Source organism: Mucilaginibacter gossypiicola (assembly GCF_900110105.1).
Classification (GTDB): Bacteria; Bacteroidota; Bacteroidia; order Sphingobacteriales; family Sphingobacteriaceae; genus Mucilaginibacter; species Mucilaginibacter gossypiicola.
Genome location: NZ_FOCL01000015.1, coordinates 25433 through 42289, shown reverse-complemented (window position 1 = coordinate 42289; position 16857 = coordinate 25433). Strand labels below are relative to the sequence as shown.

General features: G+C 42.0%; 16 protein-coding genes. 2 read left to right on the top strand and 14 right to left on the bottom strand.

All coding sequences use genetic code 11. The features are described from left to right. Positions 1-65: 65 nt before the first annotated feature. The 7 genes from BMX50_RS29990 to BMX50_RS29960 form a co-directional block, all read right to left on the bottom strand. A complete protein-coding gene (locus BMX50_RS29990; protein WP_091219993.1) occupies positions 66-494 on the bottom strand; it encodes a TolB-like translocation protein in 429 nt (142 codons plus the stop codon). A 198-nt stretch (positions 495-692) separates the two neighbouring features. Next, positions 693-2153, bottom strand: coding sequence for a DUF4097 family beta strand repeat-containing protein (locus BMX50_RS29985; RefSeq protein WP_091219989.1), 1461 nt, complete (start codon positions 2151-2153; stop codon positions 693-695). Next, positions 2134-2709, bottom strand: a complete 576-nt coding sequence (locus BMX50_RS29980) for a hypothetical protein (RefSeq protein WP_091219984.1) — start codon at positions 2707-2709, stop codon at positions 2134-2136. Before BMX50_RS29980 ends, BMX50_RS29985 begins: the two co-directional genes overlap by 20 nt. Then, positions 2706-3266, bottom strand: coding sequence for an RNA polymerase sigma factor (locus BMX50_RS29975; RefSeq protein WP_091219979.1), 561 nt, complete (start codon positions 3264-3266; stop codon positions 2706-2708). Before BMX50_RS29975 ends, BMX50_RS29980 begins: the two co-directional genes overlap by 4 nt. 258 nt (positions 3267-3524) lie before the next feature. Continuing rightward, positions 3525-4061 carry an AAA family ATPase gene (locus BMX50_RS29970; RefSeq protein WP_091219975.1) on the bottom strand — a complete coding sequence of 179 codons (537 nt, stop codon included), beginning with the start codon at positions 4059-4061 and terminating at the stop codon, positions 3525-3527. A 115-nt stretch (positions 4062-4176) separates the two neighbouring features. Further along, positions 4177-5484 carry a M28 family metallopeptidase gene (locus BMX50_RS29965; protein ID WP_091219972.1) on the bottom strand — a complete coding sequence of 436 codons (1308 nt, stop codon included), beginning with the start codon at positions 5482-5484 and terminating at the stop codon, positions 4177-4179. Positions 5485-5486: 2 nt separating this feature from the next. Beyond that, the gene (locus BMX50_RS29960; protein WP_167668145.1) at positions 5487-7361 is read right to left on the bottom strand and encodes a M61 family metallopeptidase; all 1875 of its coding nucleotides are present in this window, start codon (positions 7359-7361) and stop codon (positions 5487-5489) included. A gap of 151 nt (positions 7362-7512) precedes the next feature. On the opposite strand from BMX50_RS29960, the gene BMX50_RS29955 reads away from it, so the two are divergent. Beyond that, positions 7513-7794 (top strand): hypothetical protein, encoded by a 282-nt coding sequence (locus BMX50_RS29955; protein WP_091219969.1) that lies wholly within the window; start codon positions 7513-7515, stop codon positions 7792-7794. A gap of 107 nt (positions 7795-7901) precedes the next feature. On the opposite strand, the gene radA is transcribed toward BMX50_RS29955, so the two are convergent. The 4 genes from radA to BMX50_RS29935 all read right to left on the bottom strand — a co-directional run bounded on the left by radA (position 7902) and on the right by BMX50_RS29935 (position 13029). Beyond that, the gene (gene radA / locus BMX50_RS29950) at positions 7902-9314 is read right to left on the bottom strand and encodes a DNA repair protein RadA (RefSeq protein ID WP_091219965.1); all 1413 of its coding nucleotides are present in this window, start codon (positions 9312-9314) and stop codon (positions 7902-7904) included. 86 nt (positions 9315-9400) lie between these two features. Beyond that, complete coding sequence (locus BMX50_RS29945) at positions 9401-9703, bottom strand: colicin immunity domain-containing protein (RefSeq protein WP_091219961.1); 303 nt, start codon at positions 9701-9703, stop codon at positions 9401-9403. A gap of 85 nt (positions 9704-9788) precedes the next feature. Then, entirely contained in the window at positions 9789-12074 is a 2286-nt protein-coding gene (locus BMX50_RS29940) for a hypothetical protein (RefSeq protein ID WP_143065297.1), read from the bottom strand. Beyond that, positions 12004-13029, bottom strand: a complete 1026-nt coding sequence (locus tag BMX50_RS29935) for a hypothetical protein (RefSeq protein ID WP_091219953.1) — start codon at positions 13027-13029, stop codon at positions 12004-12006. The genes BMX50_RS29940 and BMX50_RS29935 overlap by 71 nt, the downstream gene beginning before the upstream one ends. 176 nt (positions 13030-13205) lie before the next feature. On the opposite strand from BMX50_RS29935, the gene BMX50_RS29930 reads away from it, so the two are divergent. Next, positions 13206-13553 (top strand): hypothetical protein, encoded by a 348-nt coding sequence (locus BMX50_RS29930; protein WP_091219949.1) that lies wholly within the window; start codon positions 13206-13208, stop codon positions 13551-13553. 197 nt (positions 13554-13750) lie between these two features. Here the strand turns inward: BMX50_RS29930 and BMX50_RS29925 are convergent, their stop codons facing one another. The 3 genes from BMX50_RS29925 to BMX50_RS29915 all read right to left on the bottom strand — a co-directional run bounded on the left by BMX50_RS29925 (position 13751) and on the right by BMX50_RS29915 (position 16647). Beyond that, a complete protein-coding gene (locus BMX50_RS29925; RefSeq protein WP_091219946.1) occupies positions 13751-13990 on the bottom strand; it encodes a hypothetical protein in 240 nt (79 codons plus the stop codon). A gap of 66 nt (positions 13991-14056) precedes the next feature. After that, positions 14057-14740, bottom strand: coding sequence for an SAM-dependent methyltransferase (locus BMX50_RS29920; protein ID WP_091219942.1), 684 nt, complete (start codon positions 14738-14740; stop codon positions 14057-14059). 356 nt (positions 14741-15096) lie between these two features. Next, positions 15097-16647, bottom strand: a complete 1551-nt coding sequence (locus BMX50_RS29915) for an Rne/Rng family ribonuclease (RefSeq protein WP_091219937.1) — start codon at positions 16645-16647, stop codon at positions 15097-15099. Positions 16648-16857: the final 210 nt, after the last annotated feature.

Genomic DNA, 16857 nt, shown 5'->3' with positions numbered 1-16857 from the left:
CAACGAAGTAAAAACAAAAAGGAGCAGTTTAATGCTCCTTTTTGTTGCCATAAATATATTATGAATTAATAGGCTACATTCGCTTCAAAACTCTCGTTCTGCGTTCCTGATACTATTTCATGAGGATTGCTTCCATCGATATTACATGCATAAAGGGCTGATTTTGTAATAACTCCTGATTTAAAAGTATAAGCACCAAAAAACAGTGTTTTATGATCAGGGGAAAGCTTAGCATCACCAGAAATAGAAACACCGGCAGGTAAGGTTATTGAAATCTTTTGCTGGTTTGTTCCATCGTAATTAGCCGACCATAATTCAAAGTATGAATTACCAGTTGCCGGGGCAATAAGTTTTGAATAAATCAATTTTCCGACTTGTGTAGTTGTCGTTTGATCAGAGGCAGCTACGGCGACTTTTTTACAGCTTAATTGAAAGAGAATTAAAGAGCATGAAAATGCTGTCAGAATGATTGTACTAAGTAGTACTTTTTTCATAATTGAGTGATTTTGGGGTTTAAGTTCTATTATTTAAAATCCGGGCAATTATAAAAATATTATTTGATTAGAGGATAAATATTGACGGGGAACTACGCTTATATTTTTAATTGTCACCTACCGAAAATCTAACAAACCAAAACGGCGTATTGTTGATCTATAACAATACGCCGTTTCATTTTTTTTATCTATAAGCTTTTAATCAAAGCTTACACTACCATAACTGGTGCTGATGGTAATGGTTTTATCGCTGCCACCTTTACCTAAATGTCCCTTGTAGGTTTTTGTCGGACTATAGCCACGTTCACCGTCGGCAGGGGTTTTACTGGTGATGTTAACGTCGTGACCGCCATAATTAAAGCTGCCATAATGTACTGTGATGTCGAAATCGGCATTCTGACCATCGCTTACGCCTAACTTTACACTTGAGTATGATGAATTAACCGAAAGGCTTTTTACATTTTTATCAACTTCGCCAATATTCAGCGCACCGCTAAACTTCACGTTGATATTGCCAGACGTGGTGATACGGCCAATTTTTGCCGAGCCATAGCTTACATCTGCGTTAAGCTTGTCGCAATCGCCAAGGTTAAGGCTGCCGTAGGCTACATCCAGGTCGCTGCCTGTAAGGGTGCCGATAGTTGCGCTGCCATACCTAACCCTGATTTGGCAGGCCGGGTTGCTCAACACTTTTGCATTTAAACTTCCGTATGAATTGTTGATATTGAGCTTACCACTCAGATCAGGCAATTCGGTACTGCCATATTTGTTGGTGATGGTAAGCGGGTTTTTAGCCGGCATGTAAACAGTGTAGTTGATCTCCATTTTGCGAACAGAGTTTTTTTTGCCGAACAAGTTGCCCCAGCTACCGTTATCATCATCATTTTGGCTGATAGAAGTTTTGAACGATACGCCCGAACCATCCTTACTGTCTCTAATAGTTACGTTATCCAGGAGTTTTTGAGCTTTATCTTCATCGTTGGCCCCTACCTTGATCTGCACGTCGACCTTAACCTCGCTTTTAGCCCAGGTAATTACCGTGATCTTGCCAAACTTGTTGTCGATATTAATTACATCGTTACCATCAACATTATAGCTTTTACTGTAGCTTTTGGTTTTCTCAACAATATCTCCGTTTTGTACCTGTTTTTCATAGCTCTCATCACCATCATAGCTGTAGCTGAAGTTTTGGTCGAAGTTTTTAAAGCCGAAGTTGATATTGGGACTTAGTTTCTCAAACTTGTCTGCAAACTTCATGCTGTCAAAATCCTTAAACTTCATTTTAAATTTTAACGAGTCGAAGCTTTTGAACTTCATGCTGTCTTTAAATTTGAAAGCAAGCTGTTTGTTCAGCTTCAGCATATTTTGCAGCTTAAGGTGTATTTGCTTTTGCTGCTGTACGCGCAAATTGCTCATTTCCTTTTGCAGCTCGCGCATTTTAGCGTTCAGCTCCTTCATTTTTTGCTGATACTCCTTGCTATTGGTAGCCGAAGTCCAATCATCGCCGTTCAATTCTGCAGCGGGTGGCGGTGTAGGAGGCAGTTTGGGCAGGGCCGGCGTTGGTGGTACTGCTGGGCTCACCTGTGCAAAGTTTGCTGTACTTATGGTTAACAAGCCGATAAGCGTAAGCAGGGCCGGACTAAATATTTTTAGTTTCATTGTTTTGTTCCTTTTTCATCTGGTTAAACTGTTCAATTACATTTAATTGCTGGTTTAGCACCTCGGTTTGTATTTGCAGGTTCCGGATCATTGCACGTAAAACACGTTCCTGGTTAGGGCTGGTCGCTAAATCATTGTTTAGTTTTTTATAGGTGGAATCCATCTTGGCTATCTCGGCGCTGAACTCCTTGAATAGCTGTGGATCGTTTTTAGATGCTGATTTAAGTTCGGTAAGCTTGGTTTCAACAAGCGACGCATAATGTACCCGCTGTTGTGCATACTCGGGATTAATGGCAGCAAAGTCAACGCTTTTTGCGCCTTTTTGACTTTGTATATATATGCCGAAGCCTATGCCCATGACAATGATCACTGAAGCGGCTACCTTTAGCACGAAGCCCAGCGAAAAAGTCCTTGCTTCGCGCTTTTGGGGCTGCTGATCTTCCTCGTCCAAAAAATTGAGCTGCGCCTCAATTTTACCCCACAGATCTGCAGATGGTTCTATCTCGTTAAATTCTTCGTTGTTGTCGTGCATGAAATCTTCAAATCGCTTGCTCATGATACTTGTCCTTTCCTGTTTAAAATTTCAATTAACTTTCTTTTAGCTCTCAAAAACTGGGTTCTTGATGTGTTTTCTGATATATTCAATATTTGTCCTATTTCCTCGTGGTCATACCCTTCAAGCAGGTATAATGAAATTACAACGCGGTAACCGTCGGGCAGCAGGTTCATGCCTTCTTTTACCCTGGCAACCTGGTATTGTATGTCCTCGTCGTCCCAATTTTCTTCGTCGGCAATATTTTCCAGGTGACCGTCTTCCAGTTCAACCAATTCCAGCTTGCGTTTACGCAGCAGGTTAATTGAGCGGTTCACAACAATTTGCTTAAGCCAGAGGCCAAATGTGGTATCCTGCCTAAAATCCTTCAGCTTGGCAAAAGCATCCACAAAAGCTTCCTGCAGCACATCTTCCGCTTCGGCAATATCGCCCACGATCCTAAAGGCCACGTTCAGCATAGCTTTCGAATACAGACGGTAAAGCTCATAGCAGGCTTTTTTGCTTCCCTGCTTGCACTCAACTACCAGGTTGTAATGTTTATCAATATATATTGCTTCCAAATTCGTGACCGGCTTCAGAATAATAGACGCAACGCATTTTGCAACGTTGCACGTATGTGAAAAATATTTTTTTAATTACTGATAATTTTTTTGATGATACGGAGTTATGGGGAATTTTAGATGTGCGGATTTCAAATGTGCAGATGTTTTTGTCTGAACCTGAATTTATCGAATTAAGGAATTTTCAGAATAATGAAATCAATCTGCACATCTGAAATTTGCACATTCGCACATCAAAACCATCATCCCGGGTATCCTTTAATCCTGAAAATCAGGGTTCAGATACTTATCAATCGCCTTCACGGCATTATCATATCTATCCTGCCCCAGGCCGGATATCACTATATAATTAGCATTGAGCGCCTGAAGCTCACGGTGCCAAACATTCATAAAATATTCGCGTTTGGTGGGGAAGTTGCGCAAGGGGTCATCCTGCCAGGGCAGATCAATATCCAGGAGTAAATAAAAATCGTAAGGATGTTGCGGCAACTCGTCAATTACCTCTTGCGGAGCACTGCCAAACATTTCTTCGCTCCAGATCTTTACTGTTAAAAAAGTGGTATCGCAGATCAGGATACCATTGGCCTGCGGCAGCAGTTTTTTTTCGAGCGCCAACTGACCGTGAAACATGTTTACCTCATCCTGAAAAGTACAATCGCCTGTGAGGTTTGCACAATACTCGCGCGAATACTCAGGTACCGCTATTGTATTATAATGTGCCGCCAAATATTCTGACATGGTTGATTTACCTGTCGATTCGGGGCCTACAACTGCTATTTTGAGTATTTTGTTCATAGGGCAAAAATACATTAAATAAAAATCCCCTCTTGAGAGGGGATTTGTGTAAAAGCTTTTTTTAGATAGCAGCATTACCGGGAAAACTAATCTCCAATCACTAACCTCTAATCACTTATTCAGTTTTCTTCGGAACCCTTGTTGGTGTATCCTTGCCCGAAACTATAGTGCGCGAACTAAGTGCTATAGCGCGAATTGTTGAAGTGATGTTATTTACATCAAGCGTGCCAAATTCATCGCCAACGGTGTGGTATAGTTTGTCGATATCAATTTGATCGGTTGAAATGGTGTGAGCAGGTACGCCAACTTCGGCCAGGGATGCATTGTCACTTCTGTAAAACAGGTCTTGATCAGGATATGGGTCCGGGTAAAATTTAAAGGCTGTACCTTCCAGGTTCTTCTGTAATATCTTGCCAAAATCTGATCTTTCAAAACCGGTAATAAACGCCGAGTTGGTGCCGAATTTTGAAGCCTTGCCTATCATCTCAATATTGAACATGGCAACTACTTTATCAGCATCTACCTGCCTGGCAAAATATTGCGAACCATATTCACCAATTTCTTCGGCAGTAAATGCCACAAAAATGAGCGTACGGGCATTGTTGTTCAATTTTTTATAGTATTTGGCCAGACTTAATACAGCAGTTGTGCCCGAGGCATCGTCATCCGCGCCATTGGCAATGCTATCAGTTACGCCGGGTTTATCAGGTTTGATAATCCCCAGGTGATCATAGTGCCCCGAAAATATAACGTATTCATCGGGCTTGGTTTTACCCGGAATAATACCGGCAACGTTAAACAATGGCAATTCCTCGTTTTTTATGTCGCAGTTAACATCAAACGAAGCAGCATTATCAAACTTGCCTAATACAAACACCAATGGCTCTTTTACTTTACCTTTAAAATTTGTACTGCCGGCTCCTAAGTACGACTTAATCCTGCTAAACAAATCTTTAAACTTAGGATCGATAAGCAAAAGCGTTTTCTTACCGCTCTGCAAAGCTGCCCGGTACTCGGTCCTGAAGTTTTTATCGGGCCCAACAGTAACTACCTGTACATCTTTATCACTCGCCCATTTAAACGAATCTGTACTGCTGGCAAACGCACTATCGGCAGCAATGGCTTTACCGTTAATATTCGCGGTAAGGCTAACAGGAGTTGAGCGCACCATCGTAAAATTTTGACGATACCCGGTATTACCTGCCATTGGCTTAAGACCAGCTTTTTTATATTCACGTTCAATAAACGTTGCTGCTTTTTCAATGCCGGGTGTAAAGGTTGCCCTGCCCTGCATATCATCGGCCGACAAGGTTTTGATGATCCGGGTTACATCGTTCTTACTGATGAGTTTATTTACATTTTGCGCAAAACTATAAGCAGAAACGCTTAATAATGCCGCTGTTATTATCGATACCTTTTTCATGATTATTTGACTTTTGACTGCAGCCAGTTGTTACGGAAGGTTTCCTGTTCTTTGCTTAATTGCTTGCCTGCCTTTTCAAATGTCACCACCTCAAAGTTGGGGTTTTCCTCAAGCGTGATAGTGGTTTCATGGGCGCCGGTACGGTTTTTATAGTTTACGACAACTTTATCACCCGGCTTTTTATCAGCAATAATATCACTGAAGCCTTTTTGATCCTTCACATCTTTTCCATCAACCTTCAAAATAACATCACCGGCATCAAGGCCAGCTTTATAAACCGGGGTACCAATGGTTGTGCTCGAAAGTATTGGCAAGCCTTCTGCATCAGCAGCACGCACCTGCCCCGCGCGACCGCGACCCGGGGTTACAGCCAACGGACCAGCCCAGCCTTTGCCCGGCTGCACTTTGCGCAATACTAAACCAGCCTTGGCCAACAGCTCTTCATAGTTATTCTTATCGATTCCGGTAATGTAACGCTTAAAGAAATCGGCCGCGAATTTGGGATTATTGGTTACTTTGCCCAGGTCGCTTTGCAAATCAGGAATGGTATACGGTTTCATCACCTTACCACGGGTAAGCCAAACAGCACGCATATAGTCATCAAGCGTCATGTTAAAATCGCTGCGTAGGCGAAGATCAAGCGCTAATGCAATAGCACCGCCATAAGTATAATAGCTGGTAAAATCGTTAACGTTATTATTAGGATCGATAGATACACCAGCATCAGCAAAAACCGAGTAACGGCTCATTTGCGCGGCCGAATATTTGGCGGCAGCCGGGGTATTTAAAATCTGGTTAACCAAACCGGCAACGGTTTTGGTGTAATCGTCAAGGGTATTAAAGCCCGAGCGGGTAAGCAGCAATTCGCCGTAATATTGCGTAAAACCTTCGGCAAACCAAAGTTCGCTGCTCATGTTGGCATGTTCAAAATTAAATGGCTCCAATGATTTTGGGCGGATACGTTTCACATTCCAGCTATGGAAATACTCATGTGCATAAACGCCCATAAGGTTGTTTTCAAAACCTTCAACCTTTGGTGCCGGAATTGTTATGCAAGTTGAGTTACGATGCTCCATACCGTCGCCGGATACAGCAGTGTTTACGTCGCTCACAAAAGTGTATTCGCCAAAATCGTAGGTAGGCAGCTCGCCAAATACAGCTTTTTCTTCCAATACCAGCTTTTGGATCATCTTACCGAAATTATCAATTACGGCCTGGCTGTCGTCTGAGTGCATGGTAAGGTTTATTTTCTCTTTCTTGCCATCGGTATTTACTACTTCCCAGCTGCTAACATTGTAGTTAGATAACTCGGTCGGGCTATCCATCATGTATTGCAGATTGGGAGCGCTATATACAGCCGAGCCTTCGTGCTTAAGTTGCGAGGCTACCTTCCAGCCATATTTATCAAGGTCGTTAAACTCAAAGGTAAGTGGCCTTTTGTCCTGCCCTACCACCCACATAAAAGTGGCAGGCATATTGAGGTGGGCGTGACTTGGATCGATGGAGGTATAAGTACCATCTGTCCAGTTACCAAAAAGGGTATAGCTTATTTTTACCGTAACCGGGTGATCGCCTACCTCGTAAACATCCCCCTCAATTTGGGTTAACGGCAACTCTTTGCCATCAACATCGGTGGCTTTAATATTGTAAATATTTTTACCAAACTCATGCGTTGCATAGCGCCCTGCAGATGACCTGCTCATCCGCACCCTGAATTCACCAGCCGGTGCCTGCGGAATAGTCATGCTGATCTCGGCCTCGTGGTGGGCAGCGTTTGGAAATGAGATGGAATAATAAATGGCTTTTTGTGGCTCCTGCTGTGCCATAACATTGCACGCAAATACCGAAGCAACGGTAAAGAGTAGTAATTTTTTCATCAACTTAAATTATCTGCGCTGAAATTACTATTAAATCGGCAAAAAATTTGAATCAATATTATTACCTGTAAAACGTCAGTTCAATCCAGTTAAATCCACATTCGTGCCCTGTTCATTTAATTATCCGTACATTTAAAGAAATTCCCCGCTTATGATCCTTTTTTCAAGAAGAAACCTGCATTACACCGATTATAAATGGACTGCTTACATTCAGAATGATCCGCGTGTAAATGGCAGGCCCGATCATACTGTGTTTGACAAAACAGAGGGCAACGAAATGGTGTACCTTATTAACAAACTTATGATGATATGGGATTACCGTTTTGCCAATACCGGCAATAAGATGGAGAAACTGATCCATGATAAACTGCCCACCGAGATCACCAGTCAGGAAGATGTACAGGGATGGCTAAAAATAAATTTGAAGTTTTAGGAAAAAGCTAAAAGCCAATAGTTTTATGATCATTGCTATCTTAACAGCACTACAATAACAAAGATAACATGAAATCAATTAAACGCTTTAAGCCTTAACCTCCCCTCTTATCCAAACAACAATCCAAACACCTCTTCAATAGTACTTACAATTTTAATGTCTATATCATAGCGTGACAGGTCCATTCGCTTTTTATCCTGGCCGCTGGCCGGAAGGTTGTATTTTGAGATAAAAATCTGATTGAAGCCGAGCTTTTGTGCCTCGGCAATGCGCTGCTCAACACGGTTTACCGCCCTGATCTCGCCCGAAAGCCCAAGTTCGCCAGCAAAGCAGGTTTTGAATGGTATCGGCATATCCTCGTGCGATGATATAATGGCCGCCGCCAAACCCAGGTCAATAGCCGGATCTTCAACCCTGATACCGCCGGTAATGTTCAAAAACACATCCTTTGCACCAAGCCTGAAACCACAGCGCTTTTCCAATACGGCCAGCAGCATGCTCATACGTTTGGTATCAAAGCCCGTGGCAGTACGTTGCGGAGTGCCATAGGCCGACGCACTAACCAGCGCCTGGGTTTCAATCAACATTGGTCGCATCCCTTCTAACGTAGCAGAAATGGCGATGCCGCTCAAAGGTGCTTCCCGGTGCGAAAGCAAGATCTCTGACGGATTGGATACCTCCCTTAACCCCTCGCCCATCATTTCGTAAATACCCAGCTCCGATGCTGAGCCGAAACGGTTTTTGATTGTGCGCAATATCCGGTAAACATGGTGCCTGTCGCCCTCAAACTGTAACACGGTATCAACCATGTGCTCCAATATCTTCGGACCGGCAATCATGCCATCTTTGGTAATATGACCAATCAAAAATACCGGAGTTGAAGTCTCTTTGGCAAAACGAAGCAACTCGGCTGTACATTCCCTCACCTGCGATACACTTCCCGGTGTTGATTCGATATGCGCCGAATGCAGGGTTTGGATAGAGTCGATCACTACCATATCCGGTTCCAATGCCTCTATCTGCTTAAAAATGTTTTGGGTTGAAGTTTCTGTTAATATATACGCGCCCTCACCAATAACTCCTCCTTCGGGCGAAGCCAATCTTTCGGCCCGCATCTTGATCTGCCGTTCGCTTTCCTCGCCCGATACATACAGTACCTTTTGATTAGGCATATTCAGGGCCAGCTGCAGCATCAGGGTTGATTTGCCTATGCCCGGCTCACCGCCGATAAGCACCAATGAGCCAGGAACAATACCGCCGCCCAAAACGCGGTTAAACTCTTTGTCGGGAGTAGGTACGCGGTGTTCTTCGGTATATGTGATCTCCGTTACCGGAACAGGTTTATTGGCCCGCTGTTGACTGGTTGATGCCGGTTTCCAGGCGGGTACCGACGCATTGCCCTTTTCAATCACCTCCTCAACAAAAGTGTTCCATTGCTGGCATGACGGGCATTTACCCAGCCATTTGGGCGATTCAAAGCCACAGCTTTGACAAAAGTACGCGATCTTGGATTTGGCCATTGTTCAGATGTGCAGATTACAGATGTGCAAATATGCAGATTATTTTAATTATTGCTAATTAATTTAGTATTCAATCCATTTATGAGTCAAATGTATTTCTCCAATTTTGTAAATATAAAAGCTGTTCGACTTCGTAACTCTGCTTCATTTATCGCATACAGATCATTTTCAGCATACAATTCATCAGGAGTAAATTCATCGATATCAAGGAATAATGTATCCAAAATTTGTCCAACATCTTTATTGAATAAACCAGACATCCAATATTTATCTTCTCGCCTTTCGCTAAGAAACCGTGTTTCAAAATCTTTCGCGGATATCTGCTTATTTAAGAATTGAGTAATCAACTCAATATATTTTTCCAAATGTATTTTGTCTGTTAGTTTCATATCATACCCTCTTGCACCCAGAAATATGAATAGGATTCAAATAAAACAAAAGTGATGTTGACGCCTCTTAACTTATTTGCTGTCGCTATTTCCTACCCACATAATCACTCAAATAACCACATTCTTTAAGCGCCTCTTTATAATAAGCCGTTTTGTTGTATTTCTCTTTTAGCTCGGTGAAATAATTGTAATAGGCATCCATCACCGGCTGACTGGCCTTTATATCAGCAAACTTGTCGGCCCCTTTAAAATTAGGATCGTTGTAAATTTCATTGAGTGCACATTTACTCAGCATAAATGTGCAGCGGGCGCGCTGCTCATCGGTAGCAGCGTTTTTGCGGGCAAGCTGATAATACTTTATAGCAACTTGCATGGAGGTTAGTTTATCGTCCATGCGTGGCTCGCCTTCATAATAATAACGGCCGGTTGGTCCTGTAGCTACCACGTCCGATTCATAGAATAACCGGGCATTTCCATAATACGTGATATTATAATAGGCATTAGCTGCAGCATAAGCGTTACTGTACACATTTTTGCCCTGTTTAATTTCGGTGTCAAGGGTGTTAAGGGTTTGCAGAAAACTTAGCGGTGTAAATTTTTGCTTTTGCAGAGCGGCATGGTCACAGTCATGACAGTCAAGCATTCTGCCGGTGAAAGGGTTACCGGCAAGTACAAAATCTTCGGGTTTCATTTTCTTAAGCTGAGCAATGGCTTCCGGTAATTTTTGCTGATAGGCTAAAGATATAGCCTGATGATAGTATAAATTATTCAGTGTTACCGGATAATAACGCATCATAGCTTGCTCAAAAGCAGTTTTATCCGGTTTATTCAGCAGATCTATCATGTGCTGTACCCGGGCGCTATCGGCATAAAAATACTGCGCGCTGTTGTTAAAACATACCTCCCTGATAGTGTTACCCTGCTTTTTATACAACCGGGCAATAGCCAGGTTACAAACCGAAATAGCATTATCAAATCGCAGGTCTTTTATCCTGGTTTTATTGTCGCGCAAATTGGCAAGCCAGTTAAGCGGTTCTATTAATTTAGCCTCGGCGTTGGCATCCATTTTTTTCAGGCTTTTAATGTATAGCATCAGGTCCAGCAGCTTAGCCTGTGCCACAATCATCTTATCACCGGCCGGAAACTGCCCTTTTGCTGTAGCATAAAACCTGGATGCGGCAGTATAATTGCTATCTAAAAAATTAAGATAACCGGCGGCGAGGTTCCAATAGTAAGGCTTGGCTGTATTATTTTTTAGGGCAATACTTTCAACAAGGCGTTTACCATCGTTATCGGATTTTATTACCGAATCGGCAGGTTTACCACCTCCTGTTCCTGCTTCCCTGATATTAATGAGTCGGCTTAGCAACAGATCCAGCTTCTCAGATTTTGGGTTGATAGCTGCAATAGTTCTTATAGCCCTTGCAGCATCGTATTGCACACCCAGCATATGCCATAAAGTTATTTTCTCTTCCGGAGTTTTAGCAAGCCGAAGGGTAGCGTTCCAATCACTTTCATTCTGCGGGTGGAAGCTCCAGAAACTCGGGATCTTAAGTTTATAAGTATAATCATAACAGCTACTATACATATAATTTGATAAGGCGTAATTTTTTTGCCTGTAATAATATCCCGCTACATAGCCCATTGTGCGGTAATAAATGAGATTTTTAGGGAAATGATCTTTGAACTGATTGAACAGTTTGACAGCTGTTGCTGATGACGAATTATCCAAAAAGTAATAATAACGAACGGCCTGAAACCATAAACGTTCCTTGATAAAAGGATCTGTTTCGGCATCAAAAGCACTGATCAGCGTTGAGGCCTGATTAGCTGGCGAATGATTAGGCTTTACTTTATCCCATGAATAATACTGGTCGTTCACCGAATAATCTTCACTGTTTTTAGCCTGCTTAAGGTAGTTATAAAAAGCATTAAGCATTTTTGGCGATACCGAACCGGTAACAATAGCCGGATATTTGGCAGGCAGCGCTTTGAGTGTGCCCGTAAATTTACGATGGATAGAATCAACAGCCCCTTCACTGGCTTTAAGGAGCAGGTATTGAAGCGAAGCCTTATTAAATTGATGGTTAAAATGCTCATACCATTCGTCAACAATAACATCATTGTACCATGTATTGCTGCCGTCGGTATAGCCTAAGCCGTAGTAAACCTCATTGCCGGTGTAAAAGAAAGGTGAGTATTGTTTGTTAACAAAATATTCGGGCGTAAAAACCGAATACTCTTCCTCGTATGAATCGGCGCAGGCCCAGATCACACCTGCTATAGTTAGTGTGCATAAACTAAAAACGAGCAGAAATTTGCGTAAGGGTTTCCTGGTTAAATTTTGAAGGGTCGATGTTGGCCAGTTCATAATAGATGATGGTTGTATGTTGTTGTTTAGGCAGATGCTGTACTAATTGTTTGGCAGCGGCATTCAATATGTTGCTGTCCGTTTCTTCAAGCTTAAAAATATCATTTTGTTTTACATAAATTCCTTCCATAAAAAAGCTTGTTACAGCCCGATAGTTAGCCCGCCCTTCAATTTGCTCGAATTGGGCATGGTTTGCAAGTTCCTGCTTCCCTATTTTTCCATAAACCTGTATTACCCTTCCGCTGCGGATATGAATAGCCCATGAAAACAGCGGCAAGGCGATATCCAGCTTTAAGGGGTACAGGCTTAGATAATCGATGTACTTACCGGCATCATCTTCATTGTAAATTGAATTGGGTTGGCGCAAGTCGGCGTTGAGCTTGCCCATATTGTAAAACATCAATACGCCCCGGTCAACCGGCGGCACACCGGTACGGTCTTTAAATTTAACCTGGTGCAGGCGGATGGTTGCTTCCAATTGTTTTTGGTTTAGCTTCTTAAAAGCCTCAAGAAAGCCAAAGTATTTAAACCGTGTGCTTAACGACCAATCGCAGTCAACCTGAACTTTGGTGTAGTTGATCTTCTTTTCTGCGGCCAGATCATTAATTAACTTATTACAATGCGCCGCAAGGGTGGCCACAGCAGTATCGGCAGTATTTTCAAAAGTTTTGTTGGTGATGTAGATAACCGGTGTGATGTTTAAACCGGCTGGCACCTGGTTAAATTGCACAACGGCATTGGGGTATGAGCGTCGCTCTTTCTCGTTCCAGCTTACATCAAAAAAGCGGATGTAAACGTTATTGCCGGTTTGTTTTAGCAGCTCTGCTTGCTGGTTGTTGAGATTGAAGCTGGTTTTCCAGTAGTAAAATGCGGTTGAAGCATTGCCGGGTTTGCGGCAGGAAGCCGTTGAAAACAATGCGATAACTGTAATAAACCACCGGAAGTGTTTAAGCATAGGTAATGTGCCAGGTTATTTAACGATGGTAAAGTAAGGGAATTTTTGATATATTGTTTTAGAGAGATTGGCGTACCTTGACCAGGAAAGGAATGTATTGAATAATAAAACATTTCTTAGCTGGTTACTGATTATAAGGTTTTCAACAAGAATCGCATATCCTTTAAACATCAAAAATGACCGACAGAGAGTTACTGAACCGTGTATTAGAATTGTTTAAACTTTGCGACAGCAATTCGGCATTATTAAACAATCTGTTAAAAAATGAATTTTTACACCCGTCGTTCGAGCAAAGATCTATTTTAAACCAAGTTGACTTTGAATTTATTTTAACAGATAAGGCTAAAAAGAATGAAGGCTTGGTTGAGTATTATTTAGATTCACCTGATGGGTGTCCGTACAGAGCCGAAGTAATCTTTGATGGGAAATGGTATCTAAAATCCTTTCTTTTTCTATGTCAGGGTTGTTTTGGAAATTACGAAGAATGTAATGTATGTGGAGGTAGTGGCTGGGGCGTTTTATGATGATGGAGTTCAAGCAAAGCGTCCCTTACCTGGTCGAAGTTTAGCTGTCGCTAAACTTCAATTCCCAAGCTGCTTAAGCTTCCAGCTTAACCGAAACAGATGACCAACCTTTTTTAATATTTCAGGTCCGCAAGAAGGATGCTTGCCTTATTTTAGGACGAAGTTACGCTATCGCTAAACTTCGACCAGAGAATGGTCTACTCTTCCGACGTAAGCATCACAGCGCAAAGTGCTCTTATTGTTTCTGCTAACTTACCTTCTGCGTTTAATTGTACAAGTTCAGCCTCCCTAAAAACCCGTTTATGTGATTTTCCCTCATGCTTTGCATCTATCGTAATATAGGCTCCTGCATTTAAGCTATCCGGGCCTGATCTCGTTACCTTCAAAACTTCGAAAGTTGGCTCGAAAATTTCTTTTATTTTATCAACTATCTCCATATCTCAAAAATAAATGTATTGGTTTTAAAAAGTATCAGATTCTATTAGGCTATTTCTCAAATTTACTTATATCCCTCTTTTAATAATCAACATTTGATTACCTCCTTTTTGAAATTCGTAGTCTACCTTTTGTATGTCGATATTAAAATTGAGACCGAGCGCATCAAGCAGTTCACCAAAAAACGCGGGCGTTGCGGCATTAAGGTTTAATATTGGAAAAATACGTAATTCAGCGCATATGCGCATGATCTCCTGTATGGCCTCCGTATGAAATTTTAACCCCAGGTTATCGTACAGCAACAAAAAGTGGGAGCTTAGGCCCAGCTCAAATGCATTATCAGCGAAAGGCGTTTTAGCGGGCATGGCGTGATTAATGTATCTCTGTTGAGAGCAGCCATAGTTGAAATCCTGTAAGAAATGATTCATCGCAGTCATTCTTATTTCCTGTAGTTCTTCCACATCCCGAATGTTGTTCCAAACAAACTTATCGGCGTTGGCCCGCATCTGACCTATCACTTCTACGCAGGTTTCATCAATCCGTTTCCGGATATCATCAGCCGAAAATTGGTATAAAGGATCGATGGATGTAACCCGCTTACCCATCGCATACATCTCTGCATTAAAACTTGCCGGACCATCACCTATACTGACAATCTTTTTAGTTACATCACCAGCACTAAGGTTAAACATTTGCCTATACTCGGTAAAAGTGCGGCCCCAGGGCACAACACTATTTAGTTCAAAAGCCATTATTTTAATTTTGTTGTGAATAAAAAACACCCGGATAATCGTTCTGCCGGATGGGGTATTGAAAAGGGACTAATACTTAATAGTCGTTATGATCCCGGTTGCACAGTGTTGTGACGCCACCAATTGAGTTTGGTTATGTAGGGATTGATCATTGATAGGCAAGATATGATTAAAGGCTGGAAATAGCAAGGTTTATTATACAGCCGAAAAGCTAACCCATGTTGTTACAATTTGGCTTGTTCTGAGTGAATTTAGGATACTCCATAAACAAAAAAGAGCAAGTGCTCATCCAAACACCTGCTCTTTTAAAGATCTTTAATTTGTGCCATTTTCAAACAGTTGCACTTCTGAAAGTTTTACAGTTTAATTTCTTCGTCTTTTGATGAGAAGAAATGGAATTCCGTGATCTGGTACGATGGGTTACTTTTAACTTTTATCCATTGACCATATTTGATAAACCACTTCATTTGGCGGTTATAGATGCCTTTTTTAATGTAGGCTTCAATATATGGGTGTACGCACAGGGTAATCCCTTTTTCGTTTTGCTCGGTAAGGATGTAATTGAAATTGTTTTCAATATCGTCCATCAGCAAAATGGTTGGCCTTATAGTGCCGGTTCCGTTACAGGTTGGGCAAACCTCGCTGGTAACAATGTTCATTTCGGGCCTTACACGCTGACGGGTGATCTGCACCAATCCAAATTTGCTTGGAGGCAAAATGGTGTGCTTCGCACGGTCGTACTGCATTTCGGCACGCAGAAAATCAAAAAGCTCTTTACGGTTTTGAGGTTTGTGCATATCGATAAAATCGATCACCACAATACCGCCCATATCGCGCAGGCGTAACTGCCTTGCAATTTCTTTGGCAGCTTCCTTGTTTACCTGGTAAGCGTTCTCTTCCTGGTTTTCTTTACTGGCTGTACGGTTACCGCTGTTTACGTCAATAACGTGCAGGGCTTCAGTATGCTCAATAACCAGGTAAGCACCACCGGCAAGGTTAACGGTTTTTCCAAACGCTCCTTTGATTTGCTTTTCAATACCAAAATGGTCAAATATAGGTTCCTTGTGCTTATGTAGGCGAACTATATTTTCCATATCTGGCGATATTTCATGAACGTATGACCGAATTTCTTCGAACATACTGTTGTCGTTGGTATAGATGTGCTGAAAATCGGGGTTCAAAATATCCCTGAGGATAGTTGATGTACGCCCAATTTCGCCCAATACCTTTTTTGAAGGCTCAACAGACGGCAGCTTGGTAATAAACTGTTCCCATTTCGAGATCAGGTCAAGCAGGTCCTTCTGTAGCTCATCAACCCCTTTACCCTCGGAAACTGTACGGATGATAACGCCAAAATGCTTTGGCTTAATGCTTTCAACTACTTTACGAAGCCGTGTGCGCTCGGTGTTGCTTTTTATCTTTTTCGAAATAGAAATTGCTTCCGAAAAGGGTACTAAAACAACATACCGCCCTGCTATTGACAGGTCGGAACTTAAGCGCGGCCCCTTAGTTGATATGGGTTCTTTGGCTATCTGTACCGGTATAAGCTGGTTCTTGGTTAATATCTCGGAGATTTTTCCTCCCTTATTGATATCGGCCTCAAGCTTAAATCCATCCAGTAGCTTTGACTGATATCCCCCGCTACGTACTTGCTTGGTTAGTTTAAGCAGGCTTTGTACCTGCGGACCAAGATCAAGATAATGCAAAAAGGCATCCTTCTCATAGCCAACGTCAACAAAGGCAGCATTTAGGCTGGGCATGATCTTTTTGATACGGCCCAGGTAAATATCGCCAACTGTATAGTTGTTGCTTACCTGTTCTTTGTGAAGCTCTACGAGTTGTTTATCCTGTAATAATGCAATGGTAGCCCCGTTGGGGGATGAATCGATAATTAATTCTTTTATCAATTGCTACTCCATTTCTTATAACGGTAAAAACCGTGTGTTAATAAGTGGGTAAAAAAACACTAATAAATAAAAAGTACCCACCCCGGTTTGGGGCAGGTAAAATCTGCATTGGTTAAAGCAGCTTATTTCTTTTTATGTCTGTTTTTTCTTAAACGTTTTTTACGTTTGTGGGTAGCCATTTTGTGTCTTTTACGTTTTTTACCGCTCGGC

Coding starts and splice junctions, on each gene's coding strand:
- BMX50_RS29925 (WP_091219946.1), bottom strand. CDS start 13,990: ATGGAGATAGTTGATAAAATAAAAGAAATTTTCGAGCCAACTTTCGAA.
- BMX50_RS29920 (WP_091219942.1), bottom strand. CDS start 14,740: ATGGCTTTTGAACTAAATAGTGTTGTGCCCTGGGGCCGCACTTTTACC.
- BMX50_RS29985 (WP_091219989.1), bottom strand. CDS start 2,153: ATGAAACTAAAAATATTTAGTCCGGCCCTGCTTACGCTTATCGGCTTG.
- BMX50_RS29980 (WP_091219984.1), bottom strand. CDS start 2,709: ATGAGCAAGCGATTTGAAGATTTCATGCACGACAACAACGAAGAATTT.
- BMX50_RS29990 (WP_091219993.1), bottom strand. CDS start 494: ATGAAAAAAGTACTACTTAGTACAATCATTCTGACAGCATTTTCATGC.
- BMX50_RS29940 (WP_143065297.1), bottom strand. CDS start 12,074: ATGAACTGGCCAACATCGACCCTTCAAAATTTAACCAGGAAACCCTTA.
- BMX50_RS29960 (WP_167668145.1), bottom strand. CDS start 7,361: ATGAAAAAATTACTACTCTTTACCGTTGCTTCGGTATTTGCGTGCAAT.
- BMX50_RS29945 (WP_091219961.1), bottom strand. CDS start 9,703: ATGAAACTAACAGACAAAATACATTTGGAAAAATATATTGAGTTGATT.
- BMX50_RS29965 (WP_091219972.1), bottom strand. CDS start 5,484: ATGAAAAAGGTATCGATAATAACAGCGGCATTATTAAGCGTTTCTGCT.
- BMX50_RS29930 (WP_091219949.1), top strand. CDS start 13,206: ATGACCGACAGAGAGTTACTGAACCGTGTATTAGAATTGTTTAAACTT.
- BMX50_RS29935 (WP_091219953.1), bottom strand. CDS start 13,029: ATGCTTAAACACTTCCGGTGGTTTATTACAGTTATCGCATTGTTTTCA.
- BMX50_RS29955 (WP_091219969.1), top strand. CDS start 7,513: ATGATCCTTTTTTCAAGAAGAAACCTGCATTACACCGATTATAAATGG.
- BMX50_RS29970 (WP_091219975.1), bottom strand. CDS start 4,061: ATGAACAAAATACTCAAAATAGCAGTTGTAGGCCCCGAATCGACAGGT.
- radA (WP_091219965.1), bottom strand. CDS start 9,314: ATGGCCAAATCCAAGATCGCGTACTTTTGTCAAAGCTGTGGCTTTGAA.